The 13189-nt window shown below is 62.7% G+C and carries 5 protein-coding genes; 3 read left to right on the forward strand and 2 right to left on the reverse strand.

Annotation, left to right across the window (positions count from 1 at the left end):
• The first annotated feature begins 571 nt into the window (after positions 1–571).
• On the forward strand, positions 572–1306 hold the full coding sequence (locus OXM57_14240; GenBank protein ID MDE0353838.1) for a site-specific integrase: 735 nt from the start codon (positions 572–574) through the stop codon (positions 1304–1306).
• A gap of 722 nt (positions 1307–2028) precedes the next feature.
• Here the strand turns inward: OXM57_14240 and OXM57_14245 are convergent.
• Both OXM57_14245 and OXM57_14250 read right to left on the reverse strand, forming a co-directional pair.
• A complete protein-coding gene (locus OXM57_14245; protein ID MDE0353839.1) occupies positions 2029–6801 on the reverse strand; it encodes a relaxase domain-containing protein in 4773 nt (1590 codons plus the stop codon).
• 674 nt (positions 6802–7475) lie between these two features.
• A complete protein-coding gene (locus tag OXM57_14250; protein MDE0353840.1) occupies positions 7476–7658 on the reverse strand; it encodes an AlpA family phage regulatory protein in 183 nt (60 codons plus the stop codon).
• An 869-nt stretch (positions 7659–8527) separates the two neighbouring features.
• Between OXM57_14250 and OXM57_14255 the strand changes: the two genes are divergently transcribed.
• Together OXM57_14255 and OXM57_14260 are read left to right on the forward strand one after the other, a co-directional pair.
• Positions 8528–9094, forward strand: a complete 567-nt coding sequence (locus OXM57_14255) for an HNH endonuclease family protein (GenBank protein MDE0353841.1) — start codon at positions 8528–8530, stop codon at positions 9092–9094.
• An 818-nt stretch (positions 9095–9912) separates the two neighbouring features.
• Positions 9913–13176: an adenosylcobalamin-dependent ribonucleoside-diphosphate reductase gene (locus OXM57_14260; GenBank protein MDE0353842.1), complete on the forward strand. Its 3264-nt coding sequence runs from the start codon at positions 9913–9915 to the stop codon at positions 13174–13176.
• Positions 13177–13189 lie beyond the last annotated feature (13 nt).

The raw sequence follows: 13189 nt of genomic DNA on the forward strand, positions 1-13189 counted from the left end.
TGCTGTCTGCCGTCGGAAACGGCTCAAAGAAGCAAACATAAGTTTACATACTGCGGCACACAAGGCGTAGCTTTACATACCGTCAACCAATGTGGACACTTTCCTGCCGTGGGCCGAAAAAGCTACCTTGCCAAGCTAGGACGAACTTATCCAAATTTGGGGAGGAGGTGGGGACGCCGAGAAGTGGGATGCACTTGGTACCTCCCGGGAGCCGTCTAGGGAGCGGGGAAGGGGAATAGGCAGTCCGGTCGTCACTATGGGCGTCGCGGAGAGGATCACCAACCGGTCCGGACCGTTCGAAACCTCTAGGTCCTCGAAGCGGACCGGGTGCGGCTCCCCCAGCATTGGGAATGGTGCCGTCGGTTAGCAATCCACGCGAACGCAGCGGGTGAGCGTTTCCTGCCCTGCTCCTCCAAATCGTAAGCGGACCAGAGGCGTGCGGCAGGTTTTGGATCTTGCTCTCCAATCATCTACGCGCGGGTTCGCCGTCGTCGCTGGTCGAAGGCCTCAGGCTTTCCATTGTGGCTTCGAAGCAGGACCTGTCTGTTGATCTACCGTGGAAAGGAAGGCCATGAACAGTAGGACGCCGGACCATCTCCCGACCAGCATTTCCCCCTCCGATGTCCGTCTGCCGGCCAAGGACTGGGAGAGGGTGCTGGATGTAGCGCGCAAGAGCCGATCTCCCAACACTGAGGCTGCTTATCGGAGGTATCTCTCTGCGTGGGCCAGCCACGCGGAAAAGCGAGGAGTTCCGACGCGGCCGGCACATCCCGCGGCGGTGGCCGAATGGCTGACCAGCCTGGCCGACGAGGGCAAGTCGATCAGCACAATGCAAGTGGCCAGAGCCGCCATCGCTGCTGCTCACCGAGAAGCCGGCTTCGAGGATCCAACGGCCACTGAACTGGTCCGTCGGGTGCTGTCGGGTTTAGCCCGGGAAGCCGCCAGACAGGGCCGTCGTCCCTCGCAGGTAAAGGGACTTAACGGCGGGGACCTCCAGCGGATCCTGGCTCACTTCGACCCATCCGGAGGGGCTTTGCCTAGCCGTATCGTGCTCAGGGATTTGGCGCTTGTTCAGGTGATGCGTGACGGGCTGCTGCGGCGGAGCGAAGCCGCCAACCTGATCTGGGGTGCCATTGTCCGGGTGGAGGACGGGTCGGGGCGGTTGACCATCCGTCACAGCAAAACAGACCCGGAGGGCAAAGGCGCCGTGATGTACCTGGCACCGTCCACCGTGGCGGCCCTGGAGCGGATGAGGCCCGCAGTTGCCCAGCCTCATCAGGCGGTGTTCGGACTGAGTGGCTCCTAACTCTCCACGCGGATTAAAGCAATCGCCAAGAGAGCTGGTCTCGGCCCGGGGTACAGCGGTCACAGTTGCCGGATAGGCATGGCGCAAGACCAGGCTGCCCAGGGCGCCACTCTGGCCCAGTTGATGACCGCGGGACGCTGGACCAACCCAACCATGCCCGCCCGATACACGCGGAATCAGGCGGCGGCCAACAATGCTGTGGCACAATGCTACCGGCAACTCGGTCTGCTAAACACACATCCCTGAGTAACTACTGGGGCACTCAAACCCAATCACCCGAACACGATCCCAACTAAAGGGATGGAGGCTCTGGGGAGGGGGGAGTTTCCATCCGGAACGCCTTGATGTTCAGGAAATGAGGAACTGGGGCACTCTGCATGGAACGGTCCTCCCTATTCAGCATCAATGTCGTCGAAACTCAAAAGGGGGTGCGATGGCTGGGCGGGTGTCGTGGTTCCAGTGCCGACTAACAGGAATGACAACGCCACATTGGCGCAGGAACCGCAACCGCGTTGGCAGTCGCTTTTGTGATGGTGGCAACTTAGGGGAGGAGGGCGACAACCGTCAGTGGCTGACGTTTAATGGCAAGAGGCAAACAACAGGGTAAAGACGTGAGGGGACTCTGTCCTTGTGGGGACAGGATTCCTGGTCTTTTTGGGGATGCTTTTTCGGAGCCGCTTGTGGTGTGCTCACTGCGGTATTGAGGAGGGGCTGGTATTGGATCAGAGGGTGCGAACGTGGGCCCGTCCATGTGTTGGGACTGGTTGTTGTCTTTTGGGTTGGGTTGTGTGGTAGCGGTGCTGTTCGATCAGGAAGATGTCGGTGTCGGTGCCGAGGAGAGTACTGAGCAGGTGGGCGGTGACCAGGTTGGTGAGGTGGGGGAAGGTGTTGTCTGGGTGTGTCCAGGGGACGTTCTGGTCGAGTGGGAGGCTTTCTTGGACTGTTCTGCTGACGCGGAGGGTGCTTTCGATGGGTTGCCATCCGCCACGTTCGTAGTCGATTGCCTGCTGTAGGGCGTTGGCGATGGTCGCCCAGGGCAGGGATTTGGCATCGGTGATCGCTTGACGCAGTTCCTCGGGTGTGACGCTGGCCGGGTCAGTACCTTGGGGTAGTTGCGCGATGGATACGGACAGAGCTTGGCGGAACGCGGGAAGGGCAACGTTGTTGAGGGCCGAGCTGGTCCCTGCCTGGTCTCCGTCGAAGCAGACTGTCAGGTGTTGACAGCCGGCTGCTTCGAGTTGGTTAAGGTGATCGCCGGTGGCGGCGGTGCCGCAGGGGGCGACTGCCGGAAGGTCGGCCTTCTGTGCGGCGATCACGTCGAGGTACCCCTCGACCATGATTGCTTGGCCGTTGGTGTCGATACGGTCGGCGATGCGGTCGAGGCCGTATAGGACTTCGCTCTTGTGGTAGAGGTCGGTTCGGGGAGTGTTCAGGTATTTGGGTCCTTGGTCGGTGATGGCCCTTCCTGCAAAGGCGATGGTCTCTCCTGCAGGGTTGCGGATGGGGAAGACGATGCGTTCCCGCATCCGGTCATAGATGGTGCCTTTGCTGCTGGTGGCGGCTATGCCTGTGTGGAGGGCGAGTTGGTCGTTGCCTATGGGACCGCAGGCGCCACGCCAGGCGTTGCCTCCCCATCCGAGTTTCCAGGTCTTCCAGTCGTTGGGAGTTAGCCCGCGTTCGATGAGGTACCGTCGAGCGGGTTCGGCGTGGGGAGAATAGAGAAGTTGTTTGTGGTACCAGTCGGCGGCGGCGTCGCAGGCCTTCTTTAGGTCTTTTGCGGATGGAGGCGTTGGCCGGTCGGGGAGGCGACCGCGGGCGGCTGCGCGTCGCAAATCGGACAGCGTAGCGACGGCGGCGTCGTGGCGGGTCTGGGTAGCTGCTGAAAGGCCGGTGAGTGGTGCGGTTGGGCAGCGGCCGGGTTCGGGGGGCTGGGCGGCGATTAAGGACTGCCATGGTGGTTGGGAGAGGGGCTCGATGATGAGGGTGGTGGAGTGGCTGGTCAGGGAGGCCTTCAGGTGATGGTTGGCCTGGTGCCATCGCTCCACAAGCTCTCGGGGGTGTTCGTTGTTCTCCAACCATTCCTGACAGTGTGTCCACCATTGATGCCGGTCGGTGTCTTGGATGACTTTGGCTTTTTCTGGAGCGCCGAAAGTTGTGGTGGTTTCGACGGCTTGGGTTTCTCTGAGGTGGTCGAGTTCGTCCAGAAGGGGCCGGGTTCTGACAGCCCGCTGGTGGAGAGCCTGTGTTCTGACCGCGTCGGCCCAGCGACGTTCGGGCTCGGTCAGGGTGCCGGTGTGGAACCCTGCTTCGATGGCGCGGCGCAGGCCGGGATCGGCTACTCGGGCCATTATCGCCAGGTGGCGGGAGATTTGCTGGCGATTCCAGGTGCGGTGCGCCTGCTCGCATCCAACCAGAAGGGCCGAGATGGCGTCTGTGACGGCATCGCTGTAGATCCGCGGCGGATGGGGAAGCGCGTCCTTAATGATCTGGGACGCCTGCGCGGCCCCCGGAGCGAAGTGTTGCCACGGGTCCAAGAGCGGGGGTGCTGGCCGTTCGGTGGTCTCGGTCTGGTAGGTATCCCAGCCTTCCGGGGTGAAGTCTTGGTCACCGAGGCTGGCGAGGTAGTCGAGGAATCGCCGATCCCAGGCGGCCTGTTCTTCGTCGTGGGCTTGTTCGTCGTAGGTCATGTCGTCGTAGTCGGCAGCCCATTCGGCGATTTCTTCGACGATCCGTTCTTCGAATTGGCGGGTGGTCTGGTGGGTGGTGGCTTGGGTTAGCATGTGGGGCACGTCCAGACCGTCGAGGTGGGGAAGGGGTTGGTCGTGGGAGGTGTTGGTGATGGTTTGCAGGTGCTCGCTGGCTTCTTGGGCGGGAAGGGTGGAGTGGGCGTCGGTGATGGTTTCCCATCCGCCGCGGCGGCTGAACACGGTTTGCAGGACTTCTTCGCGGGGGAGCTGGGGAGGGGGCGTGTCTTCGTCATAGTCGGGTTGGTCGGTGACTACCACCAAGTGGTTTTCGATCTTGCCGCGGGTGAGACCCACGTACAGTTGGTTGAGGCGAGAGTTAGACGTGATCACGGTCATGGCGGCGTCTACGGAGAGGGATTGCGCTCGGGTTTGGGTGATGCTGTAACCGAGTTGGACATGTTTGAGTGCGTATTCTTCGGGAATCCGCAGGAGGGCTTGGCTGTCGTTGTCGTAGCGTTGTACGGTGAGTCGGCCGCGGTGGGCGGAGCGGACTGTCCACCGGTCGCCGTTGCGGACCCACTCGCCGTTGCTGTCTACCAGGTGGCGGGAGTTGCGGCGGGTGAGGATGATGTCACCGACACGGATGGTGTTGACGCCGGTTCCTTGGATGGTGTCGCCGGTTTCACCTAGGGCGTGGCGTCGGCGGGCGATTTCGCTGTTGATTTCGTGCATGAGCGTGGAGGTTTGAGCGGAGATGACGGTGTGTTGTTCCCTACGGGGTTGCCACCAGTCGCCGGCGAGTCCGGCTACTTCGGGGTGGGTGGCTTCTTGGACGCGGTGTCGTTTGATGTGATAGGACAGGCCGGATATGTCGCCCAACCGGATTTTGATGGTGGCGAGGGCTTCGGAGCGTTCTTGGAATCGCCAGAGTTCGGAGAGGGTGACCGAAGGGGTGGTGCCCGATTTGGCGAGGGCGGTGAACATTCCACCGGCTGCGATGGCGTTTTGCTGGGCAGGGTCTCCGACCAGGATTACCTTGCCCTGGGTGGCGGCGGCTTTGCCGCAGAGCGCTGCCAGGTCGCGAGTGCTGACCATGCCGGCTTCGTCGACGATCACCCAGGCCCGGTGTGGGAGGGGCTGGTGCTGGGTGACGATCCGGGCTAGGGTGTCGGAGGGGACCCCGAGGCTGTTCCCGAGGGTAGCTGCGGCCACGGCGGTGGGAGCGACGGCTACGACTTTTTCGTGGCCCACCGCTTCGGCGACGCGTTGCAGCATGACGGTTTTGCCCGATCCTGCCGGGCCGACGACTATCGCGCCGTTGGTGTGGGCGGTGAGGAGGGTGGTGACCGCGGCCGCCTGGTCGCTGCCCAGGTTCGCCAGGTCCGTTTGATCGAGGAGCGTTCTGGCAGGGGTGTCGGATTTGTCCGGTTCGCGCTCTTGCGGTGTCGAGTCGTTCTCGCTGGTAGTGGCGGAGGGGTGGATGGATTGCATCCAGGCGACAATTGCAACTTCGGCGGCGACCATTCCTGGGGAGTACCAGCGGTCTTTTTGCTTGATGAGCCTGTCCTGGACCAGGCGGAGCAGGATATCGGCAAGACGTTCCACGGCTTCTACCGAAGACGTGGTGTTGTCCAACCGGGCGGATACGGGTCCGGCGGTGATCACGGTGTAGATGGTTTTTTTCAGGTCTATGTCGGTGAGCCTGTTTGCTTGTTGCTCTGCGGTGGCCAGGATGTGGTCGATTACTTGGGTGGAGAGTTCTATTTGGTCGGTGACGATCACTTCGGGCCGGTCGTAGCGGTCGGGCGGGAGACGTTGGGCTGTGCGGTATAGGGACAGTTGCTGTTCGGGTTCTACCCCGAGCGCTGCGGCTTCGGTGCGCCACCCCGTGTGGGGGTCTTCACCTACCCCGTAGCGTTTGGTCGCTCGGGAGGCGATTGTGGCTGCGTTCCACAGTTCCAAACGTTCTTCCACCGTGGCGGCCCTTTGGCGTTGTTTCTCGAATTTGCGGACGCGGCGTTGGGCTTCTCGGGCTATCTCTCGGGATCGGTGGGACCAGTATTCGGACAGTTCCGCGGGGTTGCCTGCGATCTCGGCGTGCAGGTTGTCACCGACCCGATCCCAGGACCATCCCAGACGTCGGGAGAGTTCGGTGCGGAGCACCGCTGCGCCGTACAGGCTGGCGGGCATGAGATGGCGGTAGATCAGCCGCCCGTCCAAGGTGCGCCATTTCCCGTCTTCGCAGAGGACCCTGTTGTGGAACAGCAAGTGGCTGTGCAGCTGGGGGTCTCCTGATCGACTGGTCCGATGATCGAACCGCGCTACCGGTGCTCCTTGCGGGACCTCAACTCTTTCTGTCCCGCCCGCGCCCTTGCGGGAGGCGACTGCCCAGGTTTGCATGTAGTCCACTAATGCGTGGACGCCGGTGTCGAACGCGGCCTCGATGTGTGCTCGGGTGTGGGGATCGGATAAGGCCCAGGCGACGCTGATACTTTTCGGGGGTGAGAAGGTCAGGTCGAAGGCCGCGCAGGGGCGCCGCTCGCGGCGGATCCCGAGTTGGTCCACGAAGGTGCCTTGCACGGTGAAGCGACGCCCGAGTTGCTCGCCGGTGTTTGGTTCAACGGCGCTGAGAGAGGCTTGTAGGGCTTGATGTGTTACGACGGCGCCTGCGGCGACAGTCAGCCCACCGGCGTTTACCCACCGGCCCGGGGTATCTCCACCGTCCGTGTAGTACCCCGCCGAACCCACCGCCCGGCCTGCTGTGTAATAGGCGGCATGAGCGACGCTTTTCTTCCCGATCGACAGCATAAGACCTTCAGCATGAATGAAGGATCGGGTCAGAGCGTTCGCAAACCGTTCGTTAGGGCACCGAACGTTTGCGCGAACGTCTACGGCGGGGGAGGAGAGCCGCCCACGGGTCGGGGGAGGAATGCCCGCAATGCGGGACTTGGTCTAGGAATCCGGGGGGCTGGCCTTGCCCTCGAGGCAGGCGAGCATGCTCCAGGTTCTCCCTTGGAGAGTCGAAAGGGACACCGAAGGATGCCTCCACTTGGAGCGCCGGACGGATGCCACTGTGAGCAGGATCGGCAGAAAAGAGACACCCCAACATGGCGGCGACCGCTCTTTGACTTGCGCCGCGGCTGGTGAGATATCCATGGTCGCACACCCGACCCCGGCAGCGGGTACCGCGAAGCTGTTCAAGCGATTGAGGCGGCTATGCGTCCCGTAGCCACCTCAAGACCCTACAACAACGTCCCGGTGAGGTGATCTGCAACTACGGACAAGCCGCGGTAACGGAACACAGCATGGGACCGACAAATGTTGGGAGGGGGGTATTCTTGTGCTGTCTGGCAGGGCCGACATGGCAGCCACGGCAAGGAGGGGAGAGCACGCCCCCCACAGCCCTACAAGGAACCGAGGTCGTCCTGCACATCGCAGCGACACTGGGTTTACTTTTCCTCCCTGGGAATTGGTTCTCAGGTTTAGCCACCGTTTGGTTGGGCTGCGGGTCTGGTGTGGATCCATGCCTCGATGTCGCTTCTTAGCCAACCAACAGCCCGGGATGTGCTCCCGCCCAAACGGACAGGGTTCGGGAACTGTCCGTTCTGGCGCAGACGCCACAGAGTCGTACGAGACAGACCTGTAACAGCCACGACTGTAGGCATGCGCAGCACCTGAGGTAACCCTTCGGCGGGAGGGCCAGGTTCAAGGTGGGGAGGGATGGCCCATCCCCGGGGATGTTCGGAAAGCGATGTACTGTGTTTCATGCCCTCCACTATGAAACCACGCCCAGAACACGCGTTCGCAAACCGTTCGTATAAGCGTTCGCAACGTTCGTGTGGTGTCTGACCTGGGGAAACGCCAATTGTGGCGGCAAGCGTTCGCAGACCGTTCGCTGGGAGTCTCCTTGGTGAGGAGTCGTGTGAGTATGCTGCGAACGCTTTTGCAGAAGGTCCCCCGAATCCACCTCACACTGGCCTGCGCCACCCTGGAATGCTGGTGTTTGCCCACCCGAATTCCGTTGTGGGCACTGCTTTAGTGCAAACGTGTGGTTGAGGTCTTCGGTCCTTTTTCGATCTCTCTGGAAGTTCTCTGGTTACCGCTGGTATGGGCTATTCGATCACCGTGGATCCGCCAACGGATCGCCAACGCTCAACGCAGGCTGAGTTCCGAGCCGATCACCGAGTCCGTTCACACATTGTCGGGCCTACCACGCCTACCGCACAACTGTCCCCGCAAACCGGTTGTCTTCTTTCGGGCCTCTCCCAATTCTCGTCGTTGGTTGTGAAGCAGCTCAGGTGGAGCGGGAGCTATTGTCCGTGCGACCCGCCCTCCTATGGTGAGGGATCGGCGGTGTCACAGGTGGCCGGTAGCGTGCTTGGGTATGAGGGTTGGTTGGTGGCTGTTGTTTTTGGTGGCAGTGGCTTGCGGAGGCGATTCGACGGGAGTGGAGACTCCGGCCGAGTGGGGGGAGGAACCCGTTTGGGCCGTTCCGACATCCTCCACGGCAGTGGCGTCCGGGGAGAATCGGCTGGTGTCCGAGTCGCCGACGGAGGAGCTTGTGGCCAGCTTGCGGGTCGAAGAGGAGCGGTGGGAGGGGTACGATCGGGGGCTTTTCTCCCACTGGTCGGATCTCGACGGTGATGGGTGTGACACGCGGCGGGAGGTTCTGATCCGGGACTCGGCACCGGACTACTTGGTGATGGCGGCTGACCGGCCATGCTGGGTGGTGTCTGGCCGATGGGGGTCGCCCTATGACGGGCTGGTCCTGACCGACGCCGCCCACGTGGACATTGATCACTTGGTTCCGTTGGCTGAGGCCTGGCGTTCCGGTGCGTGGAGGTGGGACTCGGGGCGGCGGGAACTTTTCGCCAACGATGAGAGATCATTGTTGGCGGTCTCGGCCGTGTCGAACCGGACCAAGGGCGCGGACGATCCATCGGAGTGGTTGCCGCCGGTTGAGGAAGCAATCTGTCCCTATGCGGTGGCTTGGGTGGAGGCCAAGGTCCGGTGGGATCTGTCTGTGGACGCCTCCGAACTTGCGACCCTCAAGCAACTGTTCGGAGGTCCGTGCACGGGTTGGCTGGTGGCGTTGCCCTGACCCGGCGAATCTCGCCGTCGGTCGGTCGGATGAAACTCCCGATCCCGTCGCAAAACAACAGCTAGGAGCCCCGGAGGAGACCCTTCTGACGTCCTGGCAGTGTTACTCACGCACCCTCGTGGGATGCCTCCAACCTCTCAGAATGCGCAGGAAACAGGGATTCTGGGCCCCGCCACTGGGGCCAGGGTGGGTGTTTTGAAGCGTTCGTGGACCGTTCGCAAGGGAAACGAACGCTTTGCGAACGTTCGCCGATGAGCGAATGGCATGGTGTACCCAAGGGTTTCCCATTTGAGAGGAGCGATGACATGTTCACCACAGGGACGGATCGGCTTCCGGGTCGAGGGATGCAGGGGCCGCTGACTGATGCTGGCGAATGCGCTCGGAATGTTCGAGCGGCCCGTCGGGAACTGGTGCGCACCGAAGCCGCTAGGGATGTCGCATACGAGACGGCGATGTCCCTGGGGGACTTGGACGACGCGCCCAGGGAATTGTTGGAAGTGATCTGGTCCGCCGAGGACGACCATGCCGCCGCCGAGTTCCGGTATTTGGAAGCGAAACGAGCCTTCACCGAGATGGCGGCCGTCGTGGGGCCGGGCCTGTGCGATTCGGTCTGGCGGCAGGGCTGTGATTGTCTCCCCAATGGACCGGGCGGTACTCTGCCAGCGGCCAGTGTGGGCTGCAACCCTCTGGGTGAACTGTCGCCAACGGCGCATGTCGCTCCGACCGCTGGGAATGTGGGAGGTATGGCGACGGCCCAGACGGTGGACACACATCGTGGTGAATTGGGAGGAACGGAAGGGAGGCCAGGTTTGGTTGGTGTGAATGGTTTGAAGATTGATCGGCGGTACACCACTGCCGGTGAGGATCCGTACAGTGGGGTGACGTGGCAGCGGCGGGACGCTCGCATCACCAACCCGGACGGTTCGGTGGTGTTCGAGATGGAAGGCGCGGAGGTGCCTGCCGGTTGGTCGAGGGTGGCATCGGACATCATCGTCTCCAAATACTTCCGGAAGGCGGGTGTTCCGACCGACGGCGACCATCTGGATTCGGAACGGTCTGCCCGGCAGGTGTTTGACCGGCTCGCCGGAACGTGGCGACGGTGGGGTGAAAGACTTGGATACTTCGCCTCTGCTGGGGACGCGGCGGCGTTCGAGGACGAGATGCGGTACCAGCTGTGCAGGCAGATGGGCGCACCGAACTCGCCACAGTGGTTTAACACCGGATTGAACTGGGCCTACGGACTGACCGGCCCGCCGCAGGGATTCTGGTTTGTCGATCCCGAGACCGGAGAGATGGCCCCTTCCCCGGATTCCTACTCCCACCCGGCGCCTCACGCCTGTTTCATCCTCAAGGTCGAGGACGATCTGGTCAATCCGGGAGGGATCATGGATCTGTGGCTGCGGGAGTCCCGCGTTTTCAAGTTCGGTGCCGGTGCCGGCTCCAATTTCTCCGCTATCCGAGCCGAAGGCGAGCGCCTGTCCGGCGGCGGCACGTCCTCGGGGGTCATGTCGTTCCTGAGGGTCGGGGACCGGGCGGCTGGAGCTATCAAATCGGGCGGCACCACCCGCCGCGCGGCCAAGATGGTCATTCTTGACATCGACCATCCCGACATTGAGGCCTTCATCAACTGGAAGAAAGAGGAGGAGGAAAAGGCCAGGATCCTCATCGAACAAGGCGGGTTCCCTGCCGACTTCAACGGAGAGGCGTACGCCACTGTGTCGGGGCAGAACTCCAACAACTCGGTGCGGGTCACCGACCGATTCCTGCGAGCCGTGGAGTCCGACGGTGAGTGGCGGCTAACCGAGCGCACCACCGGCAGGGTGGTGAGGACCGTCCGGGCCGGGCACCTGTGGAACAGCATCGCCGCCGCCGCGTGGGCTTGCGCTGATCCCGGGGTCCAGTTCGACACCACCATCAACGACTGGCACACCTGCCCTGAGGGTGGCCCCATTCGGGGTTCCAATCCCTGTTCGGAATACATGTTTTTGGACAACACGGCCTGCAACCTGGCGTCTTTGAACCTGGTGGCGTTCTACGACGAAAAGACTCGGTCCTTCGACGTGGACGGGTTTCTGCACACCATTCGCCTGTGGACGATCATGTTGGAGATCTCCGTGGCCATGGCCCACTTTCCTTCCCGGGAGGTGGCCCGGGGTTCCTACGACTACCGCACCCTCGGCCTGGGTTACACCAACCTCGGGTCTCTGTTGATGCGCCAGGGCATCCCGTACGACTCCCCCCAGGGAAGGGCAGTCGCCGGCGCGGTGACCGCGGTTCTGACCGGCCACGCCTACGCCACCTCTGCGGAAATCGCCCAAGCAGTGGGCCCGTTTCCCAGGTTCGACGAGAACCGGGAGGCGATGCTGCGGGTGATCCGGAACCATCGCCGCGCCGCTTACGACGCTCCCCCAGGGGAGTACGAGGGGCTGTCCCGGACGGTGATGGGCGTGAGCAGACGGTATTGCCCCCCTGACCTGGCCCAGGCCGCCCGCGATGTTTGGGACCGGGCTTTGGCCCTGGGGGAGGTGCATGGGTTCCGCAACGCCCAAGTAAGTGTTCTCGCGCCGGGCGGGACCGTCGGATTGGTGATGGACTGTGACACCACCGGGGTCGAACCGGACTTTGCGCTGGTCAAGTTCAAGAAACTGGCCGGCGGTGGTTACTTCAGGATCGTCAACAATGCGGTGGAACCCGGGTTGCGGGCTCTCGGGTACGACGACGAGCAGCGGCGAGCGATCCTCGAGTACATGGTCGGAACGGGATCTCTCGAAGGGGCTCCGCATGTCAACCGTTGCAGCCTGAGATCGCACGGGTTTTCTGACACCGACCTGGACAGAATGGAGGGGGACATGGGTGATGGGTTCGACCTCCGGTCGGCGTTCGACGTCTTGGCTGTCGGCGATGTCACCTTGCGCCGCCTCGGCGTCCCACCCGACTTGGCCGAGCAGCCCGACTTTGATCTGCTGCGGTGGCTCGGGTACACACCGGAGCAGATCCGAGCGGCCAACGACCATGTGTTCGGCCGGCACGCCATCGAGGGCGCACCGCATCTGCAGAGAGAGCATCTGGGGGTGTTCGACACCGCCAACCGCAACGGCCGGCATGGGCAACGGTTCATTCACTACGAAGGGCACATCAGGATGATGGCCGCCGCTCAGGCGTTCATCTCAGGTGCCATTTCCAAGACCATCAACATGCCCAACGAGGTCAGCCCCTTGGATATCCGGGACGCCTACTCACTCTCGTGGAATCTGGGATTGAAGGCAATTGCCCTCTACCGGGACGGCAGCAAGGCCTCCCAGCCTCTCTCATCGACAACCACCACCCCTGGCGAGGAAGACGCCGAACTTGCCGACGCACTGGCGGTCGAACAGCGGTTGGCGTTCGGGCCCCTCCCCGAGGGGATCTCCCCCACCCAGGCGTGCCGCCAGGGTTTAAACCCTCCCCGCTTCGTGCTGTCGGCCAGCCGACGGGGTTGGACCCACGAGGCCCGGGTAGGCGGTCACAAACTGTTCCTTCGCACCGGCGAGTACTCGGACGGCACCCCCGGGGAGCTGTTCATCGACCTCGCTAAGGAGGGCACCACCCTGCGAGGGGTCCTGTCCTGTTTCGCTATCGCAGTCTCCAAGGGCCTTCAATACGGCGTACCCCTGGGGGAGTTCGTGGACACGTTCCTGTTCCAAACCTTCGAACCGCGGGGCTTGGTGCAGGGCCATCCCAGCATCAAGACGGCCTCGTCGATGGTTGACTACATCTTCCGGTCTTTAGGCATCGAATACCTGGGCAGGGAAGAACTCGGCCAGGTGCGTTCCACTTCTCAGCTCGAACTGGCGGCGCCGCCTGACCCCGCCGTGGCAGAAGCAGGCACACAACTCCGCCTGGAAGCGACCCCAGACGGGGCGGCCATAGCGGCGGTGCAGACCCGTCATGCTGGCCAGAACGGCTCCGCTTCCGCTTCTCAAATGTTCCTCGGGGACATGATGGGCGACGCTCCCATGTGCGACGAATGCGGCCACCTGACGGTCCGCAACGGCAGCTGCTACTGCTGCCTGAACTGTGGAACGTCGCTGGGCTGCAGCTGACCCCGCTATTAGA

The organism is bacterium (assembly GCA_028820935.1).
In the GTDB taxonomy this organism is placed as follows: domain Bacteria; phylum Actinomycetota; class Acidimicrobiia; order Spongiisociales; family Spongiisociaceae; genus Spongiisocius.

Bases quoted from the DNA above. Each gene is read 5' to 3' on its own strand.
- OXM57_14240 (MDE0353838.1), top strand. From the start codon at position 572: ATGAACAGTAGGACGCCGGACCATCTCCCGACCAGCATTTCCCCCTCC.
- OXM57_14245 (MDE0353839.1), bottom strand. From the start codon at position 6,801: ATGCTGTCGATCGGGAAGAAAAGCGTCGCTCATGCCGCCTATTACACA.
- OXM57_14250 (MDE0353840.1), bottom strand. From the start codon at position 7,658: ATGCCTACAGTCGTGGCTGTTACAGGTCTGTCTCGTACGACTCTGTGG.